The following is a 16,318-nucleotide window of genomic DNA, read 5'->3' as shown; positions in this document are numbered from 1 at the left end:
TCCCTTTAAGATTTCTCATAAGCTTATCCCTCCTTAAATAGCAGAGAGTTCTCAGATCAAATCCGGCAAAGAGCCAACCGCCTACCGTAATCGTAGTGGTAGCACCCATGCGATTATTATATCGAATGTATGTTTGTTCTGACAATAATTCTTATTCCGTGCTTTGTTGAACGATGATTTGTGTTCACAGAATCAACTTGTGGACTGTCCCCACTGTGCAAAAATATCAAAAAGAGAAAGCTTTGGCATGGTTATCATATCTTTGCCATCGATGGTTCAAGGATTGAAGTCCCTAATTCGCCTTCAAACTTCGAGTTCTTTGGCGAGATGTTCACCTATCCGGACAAGGAAAGGAAGTTTACTGCCGGTCTGGCCTCTATTGTATATGACGTTCTTGATGACTATATAGTTCACGCATCACTTCATAAGTATCTTGCTTCGGAAAGAACTGCAGCCAGAGAACATCTTAAAGTCCTGAAAAGCTTGGATATCTTCAAAAACTCTGTAGTTCTTTTTGATCGTGGCTACTATTCGGAGACATTATTCAGACACTGCGTTTCCAATGGACATTTATGTCTTATGAGGCTCCAGAAGAAGTTTAACCTGGCCAAGTCTTGCAATGGTGACACCATGTCGATACTTCCTGGGAATCCCAAGTTAGGTACTGAAGATATCCCTATAAGAGTCATAGAGGTTATTCTAAGTGATGGAACCCATGAGTATCTGGCAACCAACATTTTTGACAAAAACATGACTGTGGATATGTTCAGCGAACTTTATTTTCTACGCTGGCCAGTTGAAGGTAAATACATGGAATTAAAAGAAAAATTCCAGCTTGAAGAGTATAGCGGAAAGACCAAAACTGCTATATTCCAGGAATTCTATATAAATATGCTTATGTCCAATCTGGCTGCCCTTATAAAAAACAAGGTCGATGATGACATAGATCAGCACATGACCGCAACCGCCAAGAATAGGTACCAGGCTAACAGGTCATACATCATAGGCCGCTTAAAGAAAGCATTTCCTAAGATACTATGTGACATACTTCCAATGGATTACATCGATCAGATCGTATCTGATGCATTCAAAGTCAGGTCACTGGTAGAACACGGCAGAAAATGCAAACGAAAAACCAGAAAATTGGTTCACCGAAAGCATTTCCCAAATCGGAAGGTGGTCATCTAATACTTCATAACTGAGAATTTTATAGGCCTGATATGACTCAGGCCTGTTTGCCATGCCCAAAAATAAATAAAAGCGTACAGTTGCCATGAAAAATAGCAAAATGAGTGAGTGGTTGATTAACTTTTTCATTTAACCTTTATGCTTATACACGCTAAGTTGCCAAAAAGTGTACCACATTGGGGACTGTCCCCACTCTCTTCGCATAAAGGATTTCATTTCTGTATTTCACCATAGCCTCAATATATGCAGAAGCAGCCAACGCTTTATCTGTTACTTTACTGTCTAAAAATGTTTTCAAAGCATTATAGTCAATTTTCGCATCTGATTTTAGACCTAATTTCTCTCTGCCAATATATGCATATAATGCATTAGTATCAAGCATAATCAATGATGGTATCTCCTATACAATTATTTTACCTAACTTTTACTCATGATGAGTTAAGGGCCGTCCGTACGTTCAAATATTTCTTCTTTAAATGGAGGAAGCGGCTCTTTCGAGCCGCCTCCCCTAACCTACTTGAATTGATGGTGTGATGTGTCATTCAAATAGGGTGGAACATGATTTAATTATTTTACAAGCTTTTTAGCTTTGATTGTAACCTTGAAGGTCTTAGCGCCTGTATATCCAGCTTCATCAATACCCTTGAGGGTGATGGTCATCTTGCCCTTCTTGATATTGTTGGTGTAGCCAGCGATCTCGAAGTCTTCGCCGCAAACAAGAGTCTTGGCTGTCTTCTTAGGTCCGATGGTTACTGTGATATACTTAAGGTCTTCAGGTTCAAGCTCAATAGCTTTGCCAGTATAAGTCTTGTAGAAGTCCTTAGAAACTGTTACTTTAGCCTTGCCAAAGTCTGCTCCGGCAGTAACTGTAAATGCAGGAGTCTCGCCCTTAACCTCTGCAACCTTAGCATTCTTAGGAGTTGCTACGATTGTGTACTCAGTCTTCTCAACGAGCTTGCCTGTTACAGCTACGTCATCAGCCTTAACTACTACAGCGAGCTTGCCTGCAGGAATGATATCGCCATTAGCGTCGATAACTGTTACCTTAACGCTCTTAGCTGCCTTGCCTGCTGCTACGCCTGTTGCTGCAATAATCTCAGCATCTGCAAGATCAAATGCTTCAACCTCAAAGCTCTTTGAAAGCTCTGTCTTCTTATCGAAGTTGCCTTTACCCTTTACGATAACGGATGCGGAAGCACCAATCTTCTTATTGTTCTTGTAAGATACTGTGAAGTCTCTGCCTGCAAGGAGTTCCTGACCGTTCCATGTAACTGTTACGGCAGGTCTTGCACCATTAACTGCCCACTGCAGCTTAGTAGGATCAATTGAAAGTGCTGCGCCATCGCCTGCAAGAGGTGCGGGAGCAATCTTGAAGGATGTTCCGGCTGTTGTTGCAGTTCCCTTAGCGTTGTTCTTACCTGTTAACAGGAGCTTAGCTGTTCCTGCGTTAACGTTGTTAGATACTGTTACTACAGCATCAAGAGCTTTGCCATCTGCATCAACATATCCTGTTGAATCCAGGGTATAAGTTGTTGCAACTTTGCCCTTCTTAACTACGATCTTGGAAGGCATCTGAGCTTCGCCGTTGTATGTAAGTACAACATCCTTAGGAACGGATACCTTGTATCCCTTAAGATCCATTACGTCTTCTTCAGCAACATCAGTCTTAGGATCTAAGATCTTGAAGGTTGCTACTGCTGACTGTCCGTCATAGTTTCCTTTACCCTTTACAGTAATGGTTGCTGTATCACCAAGCTTCTTATTGTTCTTGTAAGATACTGTGTAATCAACACCGGGTACAAGGTATACAAGACCTGTGCTTGCATCGATTACGCTGAAGCTAGGCTTAATAGCTGCGCCTGTGTAGAAGTATTCTGTTTCAAGGCCTTCAATGTAGATACCAAGGTCTTCAGCTATAGGTACGATATCCTCAACTACCTGACCGTCATCTGACTTAACAATCTGCTTGCTGTCTTCGAAGGTCTTGGTCTTAGCTTCGCCCTTCTCGGTCCATGTGTAGGTGTAAGATACAGCGTAGGTGTGCATTGCACCCTTAACTGTCTCTACAGAATTAACTGTAAACTTCTTAACTTCTGGCTTTGTTCCACGAGTACATGTAATGGTGAGTGTTGCCTGAGAATAATCAGAATCCCAAGCCCATTCTCCAATCCACTCATGTGCATGGTTCGTGTATGAAACATCGTAGTACTCACCGGTAGACTCGATAAGTGCCTTATAGCCATATGTTCCATCGCCGTTGTCTGTAAACTTAACATTTTCCTTCTCAAACAGAACTTCACCGCAATCAGGACATGTAAGAGTAAGCTTCTTAGCAATAAGAGTTTCTTCGTTAAACTCTTCTACAGTTGCTTCAAGATTCTCTGCATGACCCTTGGCTTTGAGAACTGTCACTTCCTTATAGTTCTTTGTAGCACTAGTAGTAGGATTGCCCTTTTCGTCTACTTCAGTATATGTAATTGTATACTGAACAGATCCGGACTTGGTACATGTTGCTGCAATCTTATCCTTCTCACCGATTGAAACTACTGTGAGCTCTTTAACCTTATGACATCTTGAGCATTCTCTCGTAACCTTTACTTCTGTTGCAGTCATGATGCCATCTTTGTTCTCATCAGTCCATGTAATTTCAGGATCTGAAGTAAGATCAAACTTGTGACCAAGAGCCTGTCCTACTTCATCTTCAATATCTGCACCATTATAAACAACATCATTAACTTTTGCATGTACAGGATACTCATAATGTGCACCATGCTCACAATCAGCATCCTTACCTACTCTAGGCTCATATGATACTAATGTACACTTAGCAGATCCACCAGGAAGCTTAGTAAGGTCTGTTGTCAGAGTAGAGTCGGTAACTATAACCTCACTTCCGTCATGATCAGGACAATCAGTTCTGGTACAGTACAGATGAAGAACTGCTTTTCTATTACCCTTAGCATCCTTTGTGAATACCCATTTAACATATCTTTCATCTGTTACAGATGCTGCTGCATATTTATGCTCATGCATTCTAGCGCCAATAGTTAAATCGCCGTAAATTACTTCATTTGCTGTGATTACATTTCCTGCTCCGGCTACACCATCTGTCCATGCGCTCATTACCTGCCAATCAGCGATTGCTGTAGGAAGCTTACCAGATGTAAATACTGATCCAAGAGTGCTTCCAAAAGGAACATACGCAGTTACTGTTCCTATAGCATTACCCTTGAGATTTCCTGCACCACTATACTCAAACTGAGGAATAACATTATCGTTCTTAAGATCATCATACTTTTCAGCATATATAGTCTTAGTTAAATCTGTATTATTTGACGCAGCAGTTCCGAATGTTGCCTTACCGAAGAACTTAAAAATAATGGTTGAATAATACTTACCATTTGGATTTCCAATTCCGGCTTTAGCATTGGCAATATCTGTTGCATTTAATACAGCTGACTGTGAAGCAGATGAAATTGTGCTCGAAGCCAAAATTTGTACTGTAGCACCAGTAACGTTTGAAGTGGTTCCACCGAATGTAATCTGAACATCTGCATTTGTATTATCAAGAGCTATGCCGCTTGCCACTGAATCATCGAAGTCAACATAATATTTAAGACTATTAGAACCATCCACTTTTACTCTTGGGCTAGCGTTGCTTGTTCCAGGTCTTACTGCAAGTCCCTTCGCCAATGAATTATAAAGGCCTGTAGCAAACTTGCCGTCAGTAATATTGGTCCAGCCATTAGTATCATTTGCAGTTACATTAACAGTAAATGTATCTGATGCAGCAACTACATACTTAACATCTCTAGTTATAGAGTTCTTAATGTTATTTGCTGAGAATGTAATTGTTGTAGTATATGTTCCCTCTGAAAGAGCTACGTTAGGTTTAACTGTGTACACTACGCTCTTTCCAGCATCAAGCTCATCAGAATCTGCTGTTGTGGTTACATTAAATCTGCTATCACTGCTAATTGCTGTAAGTCCAACAATCTTATCAGTTGCTGCTGTTCCTGTATTTTTTACTGTAAGGTCAGCAGTTACTGCTGAAGCAGCATAACCTTCAGTTACATTAATCTTCTTCTCTGTATCCGGTGTAACTGTTATTGTTTCGAGCTGATTTGCATATACTACATAAGTTACAGGAACAATAATATCGTGTGCCTTAGCACTTGCGCCTGTACCTTCTGTGAAGTGCACATTCAAATATGTCTTATAAGAACCAGCTGTTGTCTTTATCGGATTTATAGCTACATATGCATAACCTTTTCTTGCAAGTACTCCACCTGTAGCGGTATATCCTGCTGCTGTAGGAGTTCCACCAGGAGCATTACCGATAGTACCAGCAGAAATCATCATTCCTGTTGCGCCATCACCATATCTGCTTCCGTCAGCCTTAACTTCGTATACACTCAGTCCGTTTAATGCTGTATTTCCAGAATTTCTGATTGTAAGAACACTCTGTGTTGTGCTTCCGCCAACATAATAATTCTTAATCTCTAAAGTCTTACCAGTGGCAACATTATCAGTTACGTAAGCAACTCTCTTACTTGTGTCTAAAGCATCGGGAGCGATTCCATTGTCTACGATTGCCATATAAGTTGCGTCTGCAACCGTGAAGGATACAGCAAACTCAACAGTCTCGAAATCATCACCTGAAATCTTCAGAGTATCAGTATGTGTTCCCTTAGCAAGATCAGATTTAGGCTGAATTACAATAGCTGCTGTGGCACCTACCGCTAAAGATGAAGCTGTAGCCGTACCATCAATTTCGAATTTACTATCCTTACTAAATTCTGCCTTATAGCCGCTTGCAAGAGTTAAGCCCGACTTATTTTCTATGGTAATAGTTGCCTTAAGATCTGTCTTAGTGTATGTAACTACAGGATCATAAGTAAATCCCGTCCTAGATACCATAATATTACCATTTCTAAGGCCCTCAACTGTTCCAAGAGTTGCAGCTGCATCTATTCCACCAGCAGCAACCTGTTTAATAATAAGCTTATCTGTCTTTCCTGATGTTATTGTGAAAGATACATTATTAGCAGTCTGTGCAGGAATAAGATTTGCTTCACCCTGATTCTTCAAGGATGAATTAGATGTATTAGCATTTCCAGATCCATCGTCACCAATAGCTACAAGCTTGAATTCATCTGCTGTTTTAATTTGATCGTACTTCATTGCAGCAACAGATGCCTTAAGAGTAGGCTTATAGGTACCAGCTACTGAAGTTGTTCCTTCAATCTTTACTCCGGGAGCATCATTTTTAAGTTCAAGGCCTGTTACACTAGCGCCACCATTGTTTCCTATAGCACCATCATATACAGGTGTAGAATTCTTCTGTGTAATGTAGTACTCTGTTGCTTCCTCTGATGTACCTTCTTTAACCTTTGTTCCAGCCTCTGCCCAAGAAATTGTCTGAGCCTTCGCTGCACCAGTCGCAGAAATCTTTATAGGCTTCTCGTCATCTGTTGATAATGTACCATAAGTCTTACCCAGTTTTGTATTGATATTATCAGGCTGAGTAATAGCAAGCTTATCAACCACTACCATCAATGCATAGAAGGTAATCGTATCCGAGTTATCTGCTGTAATAGTAATCTTAACCTTATAGATACCTGCAGCAGGCGAGCCCTTTGAAACGATATTGAATGCTCTAACTTCACCAGTCTTGAAGAGTGCCCATGAAGTAGCATCTACACCAATGTAGTTAACGCTTCCCGCATATGGATTAGCAGGGTTTTTCTTAATATCTGCAGCAGCCCTATTATCATCAGCATCAGTTACAGTGATTTTAACATTCTCTGCATCAACACCAGATACTGATAAAGTACTTGTATACTTACCTGCTGGAGCATCTCCTACTACAGAACCAGGAAGAAGCAATGTCTTTCCTTCATCAGTAGGGAATGACCAATCTGAAACTGATATACTTGAAGAACCCTTTACAAATATCTTATGGGTTAATGTTCCTGTTACTGTAGTGTCTCCAACCTTAGTTGCCTTTACTGTTACAGTATAGGTTCCAGCTTTGGTAGGAGTTCCTGTAATTACACCATCTTCAGCAAGAGTAAGTCCAGGAACACTTCCGCTTGTCCATGCATATGTATACTTTGCTGTAGGATCGTCTGCCTTAAGAGCAGTGTACTTCAGATTGTCTGAAGCCTTAGCTTCTGTTCCAACTGTAAACTTAACATTATCGCTGTCATTAAAATTATAAGAAGTATCAATAACAGGTGCAGCCTTAACTGTAACTTTTGCTACAAAAACAGCTCCTGCATCATCTACATTGGAATTTGTTGCCTTTACAGTGATGTAATAATCTCCTACACAATCTGCATCATCGCCACTGTAAACAAGCTTAAATGCCTTACTCTCTCCAGCCTCAAGGCCACAACCGTTATTAATAATATCATTATTTAAAGTTTCATTGTTTTCATCAAATACAAGCATAAACGTATCATCAGGATATGCTTTCTGTGTATTGTTAGTATCTGTTGTAGGACCTGTAACTGATACTTTATCAAACTTGACATTATTAGCTGTCGCACCATCTATAGGCATATCAAATTTTGTGTTATTTGAAACTGTTACCTGTGCTGAAAGGGCATCAAGTCCATCAATATTAAAGCTTCCAAGATCATATGCCTTTGCAGTAGTCTTGTACTCTTTGCCACCTAAGGTCAGTTTAAGACCATCAGCTGGTTTTGAAATTGTCAGTCCTACGTACGCATAAGCGTGTGTATCATCTGCTGCAGACTTTGTTCCATCCACCTGGACATTTAACAAAATAGTCTGGCTTGTCTTAGGAATACCTGTCAATGCACCTGATGAGCTATTAAATGTGAGTCCGTTATCTGCCAAGCCTGCTGTAATTTCAGCAGGAACAATAGTAGCAGTAGCATCGCCAAACTTAGCACCTGTAATAGACCATTTCAGGTTCTTAACAGTGCTAGCTTTGGTAGCATTAAACTGGTAAATATACTGCTTGCCAACATATGCGGAAAGTGAAGCTCTATCCTCATCACCGCTGAACGGAGTATCAGGTGTTGCGTTAGATGTTCCTATAGGAGTTGTAATAGCAAGGTCAGCAGTTACATTAAAGTCAAGATCAATTACTGTTTCAGCAAAGCCGCCTCCGCTAAGAGTTAAGTTTGTGCTATAATCATTTGCAGCCAAACCTTCCTTTGGAGTAATAGTAATTGTTTTTGTTTCATTAGGCGCAATAGAAAGACTACTTGCGCTGAGATTATAATTTGTTGCACTAGCAAGTGTAGCATTAACGATCATATCGTTTTTGCTATTATTCTTCACAGACAATGTCTTTGCAACATTTGCAGGAGTATATCCTGTAGCTGTATACCAAGATACTTTATTAACTGTTTGGTTTTTTCCAAGCTCTATCTCTTCATCACCCACCATAATTCCAAGATCAGCAGATTCTACAGTATATGTGAATTTCGTAGCTGTTCCGCTATCATTTAAATCAGTATCTTTGGCTTGAAGAGTAAATGTCTTACTTCCGAATGTCGTTACTGTATTGTCAATTTTTCCACTAATGACATAATTAGCTGAATTAGAAGAAGCAACAAAGTTTCCTTCCATTCCAGAAGCAAACGGATCACCTGTCTTAACGAAACTAATATCACCATTTCCACCAGTAGCAGTAATAACGATGTCATCAAAGCTTTCTCCAACTTTGAGTGTGCCTAAATCATAGCCGTCTGCCTTGTAATATACAGTTGAATCATTAGCCCATGTTGTTGCTTCAATAGTTCCGGCAGCATCTGTATAGAGCTTACCTGAAAGAGATTCAGTCTTAGCAGTAGCAAATGCAGCAGCATTCGCTAACATTCCATCATCATCTGCTTTATCATATGTCCATCCAGCATCTTTTCCGCCGTGTGCGACTACCTTAGAAATAGCAAGGTTATTATCGACTGTGAAGACTACATCTACTGTCACAGGTGTTGAAAAAGCTGCTGATGTAATGCTAAGTGTAGCACCATAAACACCATTTCCTACTGTAGTGCCATTACCAGCTTCGTCATACTTATCGCCTTTAGTTGTAAGTCCCTTCTTAGGTTTAATTGTGATAGTCTCAGGCTTTCCTGTATAAAGCCCCTTGCCATCACCAACTACTGCCTCAAATGCTGTAGCATCTGCTCCGGTCCACTCATATTTAAGTCCACCAATATCAGTGGCATTGATATTAAATGCACTACTAACACCGGTGATAGTAAGCGCAGTCTTAGTAGCCACTACATATGGAGTCTTGGGAGCAGGTGAAGGGGCTTCATCATAGACTTCATATCCCATCTTAGCAGCGCCTAAATTTATAGTAGGAGAACCAGTAATAGCATCCAATGTAACTGGATCTATAGCAATATTGATCTTTTCCTTAGTTACATTGCTACTATTATCCTTATCAACGAGTTTTAAGACATATTCTGTTGATGCAAGATATTTTCTTCCACCAGGAGCAACCGTAATTCTGAAATTCTCGCCCGTACCTGCTGCTTCCAGTCCATATCCCGCCAAGTCTGCTGCAGCATCTACAAGGTTCTCATCTGCTATCAATGCTGCACCTGTAAGGTTTTTATTCTTATACTTATTGATTGACCATGTTACTGCTGAATATTCTTCTCCAGCTTCATAGCCATCAGAATCAGCATCTACATAAGCCTTAAATGTATAGCTAGTAGTACCTGATATACCTTTAATATGTTCTTCTGCGAATACAAATTGAGCAGTGTTGGAAGCCTTAACATAGCCGTCAGGATCTACTGTTTTAGCAGCTGAATAATTCGCATCCTTTAATATTGCTATGGTTCGAGTGACATCTTCCAGCTCCGCATCTTCTGTAGGAGCTTCTTCGTCAATTTCCTGCTCCTCTTCAACGAAGATATCCTCTTCCTCTACATCAAAATCAGACTCAACCTCTTCCTCTTCAAGAAGCTGAATCTCCTCATCCTCTACTTCAAGCAGATCGCCTCCTCCGCCATCATAGGCCAAAGCAGGGACACCTGAAGTAAGCGCCACAGTAGCTGACATAGTAAAACTAAGCAGCCTACTTAAAAGCTTTTTACTCATATACAGTTTCTCCTTTCACACCATTCTTGCTCACACAATTATGAGCAATCACACTTTTTCACTTTGCCCCACATCGTCGGCCTTACAAGTCCGGCCTGTTCCCAGCAATACTACCATCGGTCGTAATACGTAAGGTTATCGAGATATGCGTCCCATTTCATAGCTCAATAGTGTTATGTAGGATCAAAGAATCAAGTTCCTAGCGTCTCATAGAATATACGTTATTTAGTATATCTTTATAACGCCATTGTATATATATGATAGCATAATAGCGTATACAAATTTATTAACATCTTATAAACAAAGCGTAATCTATCTCTAAACCACGCTACTTTACAGAATGCCGTCCCATTTTCATATACGATATTTTGACTATCACATTTAAATTATTCGCTACTCCCCCTCCCCATTTCGGTGTCATCTCCCCCCTCCCACTTTTTTAATAATCCCTTTATCCTTTCTTCACAATTTACTCCCCTAAAGTTAAACCGGTTCAAAAATCAAGTACAGAATGTAGATAATTTCTAAAGTTTTCGGGAACTTTTGCAGACAGTCCTGAACTTAAAGAAGACAATTGATGGAACTTAAGAAGACAACGCTGTGGACAAACAGTTGACAGAAATAAACTCAGAGTAGACAGTCCTAAACCTAAAGTTGACAGTTTCGGGACAAAAAGTTGACAGTCGTAAACTTTTATCACCCCCTCTCAAGAAGCGCATGGATACTAGGCTTTTCTCTATGCACCACTCATCTTGTTCTCCAAAATAATCTCAAATTTATTTTATAGTGTATTTTTTACAGACACACAAAGAATGAAGCCGAGGTTTTCCCGCCTTCTTTATAGGAATATTTAGATTTTAACTTCTTATGACGGAATGGGTGTCCGGACATGCAGGAGGTGAGGGCAACTCGATGTCGAATGCCTGTGCCTTGCCTGCCCATGTCCGGAGTAAACTTCACTCCATTAAAGTGCCTGTCACTTCACTCCACTAAAAAAGCCCCCGGCGCATCACGCACCGAGGGCTCCTCTAAACTCTTTTTTACATATACTTCTTAGCCTCATCTTCACTGAGGCTGTACTGTTCGCATAGATCAATAACTATGGTCTGATCATCAATTCCATGTTTTCTTAATGTAGCAACAGTTTTCCTGATTCCATCTGCCACAAACAACTCTTTTACCTCAGCTTCATTGTATTCTGTATCCAGCATACCTTCCACCTCTTTTCTATGTGCCATAAGAAAATCCCGAATCAGAAAATCCTTAGGCATCTCTTCCAATGCCTTATTCACAGCTGCCTTGATATCAGTCTCATTTACTGCCTTATTTCTACGAATGGCAGCCACCAGCCAGGCATACTCTCCAAGTGTCTTGCAATTCTGCATAAGCTCTTTGTTCCGGCCATAATTTACATTGATCATTCTGACTATGACTTCTATATCGGCCTTATCTCTGCTGGCAGGATCAAAAGAATCACTCAGTCTTAAGATCACCTCATCGTCTATTTCTGTCTCTCCGTTATAAAAGACTACCAGCTTCGGTGTTGGGAGCATGATTCTTGACGTCCCATATTTGTTCAGCTTATATTTGGCAATATACCCGGAATACAAATCCGCAACGTATTGGAGCAATCTGAGCGGCATATTCAAATTTAACGTCGACTGATGTTCATAAACGCTGAGAATGTCTGCAATGATGAAAGACGTATCATTTTTCATCCCTAAATAGAGAACATCACTTAATGTATTAAACTCTATTTGCGATGCATCGGTGTACGACGACTTGTTTACCGCATTATACAGACTTAATGTCCATGCTCTGTTCGCCGGGTTGCCATAAATGAAATTAAGCAGTCTGTCCTTATACTTACTGTTGATGCCTTGTGAATCCGCTGTCATTAAATATCTCCTTTTATTATAATTTTTCTGTATATCCCTTTCAAGTAGCTCAAATACTGGAATATTGCGGCGATTACGCCTCATTGCCACAGACTGTGGCAACCTGCTCTGAACGAGCACAGAATTAATTCTATCAATAAATTCTTAAGATTTACCATCGAAAATTCTTAAGAAATGCGAAAGATTGTGAACTTTCGGACACAATTTACTCTACTAAAGTGCCTGTCACTTCACCCCCCTAAAGTGCCTGTCACTTCCCTCCACCGCAGTGCCTGTCACTTCACTCCACGAAAAAAGCCCCCGGCACTCACGCACCGAGGACTCCACCATCCACATCAATTATTTCTTTTTCTTAAGCTCTTCATTCTCCGCCAGCAGTTTCGCTATCATTGCATCCTTATCAGCTATCTCAGCATTCTTATCTGCTATCTCTGCATCCTTATCCTCTATTATTGCATTAAACTCCATGTCCTTCTTCTCTATTATCGCCTCGTACTTCTCCTGCGTCTCAAGGGCTCCCGCTGCATACTCCGTCGCCAGCTGCTCGCGATAGCGCCTCTGTCCTTCCAAAATCTCTTTTGCCTGATTGTCGGTGTTAAGTTCCAGAATCAAATCCGCCACCTCCTCAATTTCCTCATGCTCTAGCATAAGAGCCTGCATCTCTTCCCAAGTCTTTGCCATAAACAGCTTGGTCCAGTATAGCAGGCCATTGTCTATGTCTTCCTGAGTTACCAGTTCTGCGTGATTTAATTGTAACACGTTTATTCCCAACATGTCAGAGTAGGATCTGTGATTTTTGATATTAAGAAGTCTGTACCTTGCATAGAACTCCGGATTCTCGGGAAAAAGATTCTGATCCGTTATACAGTAATGCATCGTCTGCTTTAGTTTGGAGTAGTCCTCACCTTCCTTTAAACTGTCATAGGCCCTGCACAGATACAGTATCGCTCTTGGTCTCCAGAAACTGTCCATATATGTCTGCAGCTCTATATTCATTATTTTCCCGGAGTTCAAGGTCAGCTTAAGATCCATCACTGTCTCTTTTCCCAAACTGCTAAGATCAATCGGGTTCTCAACCACAATACTCTTAATGTCTTCCGGCTTGATTCCTTCCAGCGCACTCACCAATCCCGCCAGGGCTCTTGGGGAATGCTGCAATGAATAGTGGAATACTCCATCATCCTTTAATGTGAACTCTATCACGCCTGTTGCTTCCTTGTAGCTTAACTTTGTTGCCATTCGATAGTTCTCCTCTTTGTGTTTTTGTTCGTCTGTCCTCTGGGATTATGTGGCGATATGCCTTCGAAATCCTTGAATATTACAGATATTTTGACTGCGAATCAATCCGCTGATACCTATTCTAGCAGCAAATTCTTAAGATTTACTATCGAAAATTCTTAAGAAATGCGAAAGATTGTGAACTTTCGGACACAATTTACCTTACTAAAGTGCCTGTCACTTCATCCCCCTAAAGTGCCTGTCACTTCACTCCACGAAAAAAGCCCCCGGCGCATCACGCACCGAAGGCTCCAACATCACCATCCATTATTTGAAATCCTTATCCACCAGCTCTATTATCAGCTGCTTCTGATATTCCTTGTCATATGCAGCCTTAATTATTTCTTCTGTTCTGCCAGCTTCAGCCAATTTCTGATTAAGGGTGTTAATAATATCTGTTCTTTCTTCTCTTCCTTCTTCTCTTCCTTCTTCTCTTCCCTTTTCAATCATCATTTCAATGCCTTTGCACATAATGATCTTATCTCCTACCCTGTCATCTGCCGAGATTTCGACTCCGGCCCTATGCCTTATAAAAAAATGCCCTCAAATCAGATTGAGAGCATTCCTGCGACTAACTAAAATCAGGTTAGAGCTGACAAATGCATCTTACGATGCCCACAGCAAACGTCCTAAACGTAATAACCTTGTATCATCATGTTATATCAATCTTATGAATTCTTCAAGACAAAACACTCAGCCCACAGGTTTGAAAGACAGCCCCCTAAAAAAGGGTAAACTTAAGAAAGCACAGAAAACCGCCAAATGTGCGTCATGGCTCGTGCGTGGTGGTGGGTAATGACAATCCCCATGGGCCTTATGTTTGAAAGACACTCATCATGCCGGAATAATATGCGGCGAATTGGACACGCCGTCAGCATGATAAGTTACTCACGATGGAGTAGATTGCGTTTTAGCATTTTTTCTAAATCCAATATCTATACAATACAGTATTTATGCGGGTTTGTAAACAATTCTTAAGGAATCTTAAGTATTTTGCGGTATTGCGTACGAAGGCTTCGCCAGAGTCTCTGTAACCCTGCTGCATCCCGCATCCCATCTGCTGTTCACACAGTCGTCACAATCTTAAGAATTCTTAAGAATTATGCGTTTTCCCGTAAATACTTTATTCTGCGAAAGTGCCTGTCACTTCATCCTACGAAAGTGCCTGTCACTTCACTCCTCCAAAGTGCCTGTCACTTTAGTCCGACGCATCAAATACAGCGGTATACCTCTCTCATCCTCTTTCATATCTAATTGTATCTGTGCCTCAGCATCCTGATGCGAAATACGATCCTCATTAAATTTACGATATTTCTCCTTGTTCTCTCCAAAGTACTCTTTTACACGATTCAAATCTGTGATTTCGTTAAGTAGCCGCTCCAGTATAGAACCGGGAAACGTAAGCTCATATTCCGTCTTCAGAAATTCCCTGTAGCTTGTGTATGGATACTTCTCTGCCTTGCTAACTATAGATGCTTTTACCGGATTCCTGTGAATGTACCGGATTGCTTCAAGCAGATAGTTGTCGTCATTTATGATTTTCGAATAATATCGTCCCTGAAAAACATGGCCTTCGAAATCATGTGCATCATTGTAATAATGCGAATAATTAGACAGCAGGTGTTGCATTATACGACTTATCGATACATCTGTAGTCTCTATGAGAAGATGAAAATGATTGGTCATCAGGCACAAACTGTGCACCTTGAAATTGTATCTTTTCTTCATAAAGGACAAGATTTTTAAAAACATGATGTAATCCTCAGAATCAATATAAATATCGTTTTTGTGGTTTCCCCGGCTCATCACATGATATATTGCCCCGGGATACCAAACTTTTAGTTCTCTTGACATACTCTAACTCCTCCTCTATTGGTGCCTGTCACTATGGCGGACTAAAGTGCCAGGCACTTTAGTCCACCATAGTGACAGGCACTTCATCCAACTATAGTGACAGGCACTTTACCCCACCATAGTGACAGGCACCCCGTATCTCTTCCCCCACTCCACCGTCGTCATGGATCCACTCTTTTCGCCCACTTCAATGGCATAGAGTTCATCCGACAGAGCCGCAATTATCCTGTTCCTGGCAGGAAAAGCATAGGGCCTTACCTCAGTCCCCGGCGGATACTCGGAGATAATGCAGCCCGTCTCGATTATCGCCTCATACAGCGGCAGATTCTCCTTGGGATAGCAGATATCCGGCCCGCTCCCAAGGACCGCGGCGGTGTACCCGCCGGTCCTGATACACCCTGTATTTGCGTAGGAATCCACCCCCTTCGCCATGCCGCTAACGACCGCAACTTTGCTCCTTCCGGCCGCCTCCGAGATCTCTATGGCGGCGGCCCGCCCCTCTCTGCTGCACCGCCTTGCTCCTATCACGCCTATCGCCCTGTCGAATTCATTTATCCGCAGCTCCCCCTTTGTATACAGCACAATCGGCATCTCCAAACGCCCCTTGAACCTCCTTGGATACGCTTCATCACCCGCCGTCACCACGCTTATCCCCAGCTCCCTGCACCTGCCCAGGACTTCCAGAGCCTTCTCCATTACAGTCTCATCCTCTTTTCCCTTCACAAATGCATTGAACGCCTTGGCAAAACCGGGTAGTTCCCTCGCCTCTCTATACGTCATTCCGCCAATATCCGCCCCATCCGCCAAAAAAGCTCCTCTCACGCCCTGGCACATCTCCAGCAGCTTATGCTGCGACACACATCCAAATCCCGGAATAAAGCTCATAAAAACATACAATTCTTCTTCAGTATAATCCTCATAATTCATACTCATTTACCTCCCTCAACCTCCTCAAATCTCTTTTTCTCACCGCCGCTCCTCTTCTCACAATCGCCGCTATTCAC

General features: G+C 41.4%; 8 protein-coding genes. 1 reads left to right on the top strand and 7 read right to left on the bottom strand.

The window, feature by feature from the left end; translation table 11 throughout:
- The first annotated feature begins 180 nt into the window (after positions 1–180).
- On the top strand, positions 181–1,188 hold the full coding sequence (locus NXH67_RS05690) for an IS4 family transposase (RefSeq protein ID WP_272796733.1): 1,008 nt from the start codon (positions 181–183) through the stop codon (positions 1,186–1,188).
- 151 nt (positions 1,189–1,339) lie between these two features.
- Here NXH67_RS05690 and NXH67_RS05685 read toward each other — a convergent pair whose 3' ends face one another.
- The 7 genes from NXH67_RS05685 to NXH67_RS05655 form a co-directional block, all read right to left on the bottom strand.
- On the bottom strand, positions 1,340–1,570 hold the full coding sequence (locus NXH67_RS05685) for a hypothetical protein (protein ID WP_272796732.1): 231 nt from the start codon (positions 1,568–1,570) through the stop codon (positions 1,340–1,342).
- A gap of 185 nt (positions 1,571–1,755) precedes the next feature.
- Positions 1,756–10,284 carry a putative Ig domain-containing protein gene (locus NXH67_RS05680; RefSeq protein WP_272796731.1) on the bottom strand — a complete coding sequence of 2,843 codons (8,529 nt, stop codon included), beginning with the start codon at positions 10,282–10,284 and terminating at the stop codon, positions 1,756–1,758.
- 1,040 nt (positions 10,285–11,324) lie between these two features.
- Positions 11,325–12,182, bottom strand: coding sequence for an Rpn family recombination-promoting nuclease/putative transposase (locus NXH67_RS05675; RefSeq protein WP_022780168.1), 858 nt, complete (start codon positions 12,180–12,182; stop codon positions 11,325–11,327).
- 339 nt (positions 12,183–12,521) lie between these two features.
- Positions 12,522–13,421: a PD-(D/E)XK nuclease family transposase gene (locus NXH67_RS05670; RefSeq protein WP_272796730.1), complete on the bottom strand. Its 900-nt coding sequence runs from the start codon at positions 13,419–13,421 to the stop codon at positions 12,522–12,524.
- Positions 13,422–13,727: 306 nt separating this feature from the next.
- Entirely contained in the window at positions 13,728–13,931 is a 204-nt protein-coding gene (locus NXH67_RS05665; protein WP_272796729.1) for a hypothetical protein, read from the bottom strand.
- A gap of 702 nt (positions 13,932–14,633) precedes the next feature.
- The gene (locus tag NXH67_RS05660) at positions 14,634–15,314 is read right to left on the bottom strand and encodes a transposase (protein ID WP_272796728.1); all 681 of its coding nucleotides are present in this window, start codon (positions 15,312–15,314) and stop codon (positions 14,634–14,636) included.
- Positions 15,315–15,422: 108 nt separating this feature from the next.
- Positions 15,423–16,241: a DNA-protecting protein DprA gene (locus tag NXH67_RS05655; RefSeq protein ID WP_272796727.1), complete on the bottom strand. Its 819-nt coding sequence runs from the start codon at positions 16,239–16,241 to the stop codon at positions 15,423–15,425.
- Positions 16,242–16,318 lie beyond the last annotated feature (77 nt).

Origin of the sequence: Butyrivibrio sp. DSM 10294 (assembly GCF_028539135.1) — a bacterium.
GTDB lineage: Bacteria > Bacillota > Clostridia > Lachnospirales > Lachnospiraceae > Butyrivibrio.
This window is presented reverse-complemented; position numbering and strand designations above follow the sequence as displayed.

Excerpts from the sequence above, each read along its gene's own strand:
- NXH67_RS05685 (WP_272796732.1), bottom strand. The coding sequence starts at position 1,570 with ATGCTTGATACTAATGCATTATATGCATATATTGGCAGAGAGAAATTA.
- NXH67_RS05680 (WP_272796731.1), bottom strand. The coding sequence starts at position 10,284 with ATGAGTAAAAAGCTTTTAAGTAGGCTGCTTAGTTTTACTATGTCAGCT.
- NXH67_RS05675 (WP_022780168.1), bottom strand. The coding sequence starts at position 12,182 with ATGACAGCGGATTCACAAGGCATCAACAGTAAGTATAAGGACAGACTG.
- NXH67_RS05670 (WP_272796730.1), bottom strand. The coding sequence starts at position 13,421 with ATGGCAACAAAGTTAAGCTACAAGGAAGCAACAGGCGTGATAGAGTTC.
- NXH67_RS05665 (WP_272796729.1), bottom strand. The coding sequence starts at position 13,931 with ATGTGCAAAGGCATTGAAATGATGATTGAAAAGGGAAGAGAAGAAGGA.
- NXH67_RS05660 (WP_272796728.1), bottom strand. The coding sequence starts at position 15,314 with ATGTCAAGAGAACTAAAAGTTTGGTATCCCGGGGCAATATATCATGTG.
- NXH67_RS05655 (WP_272796727.1), bottom strand. The coding sequence starts at position 16,241 with ATGAATTATGAGGATTATACTGAAGAAGAATTGTATGTTTTTATGAGC.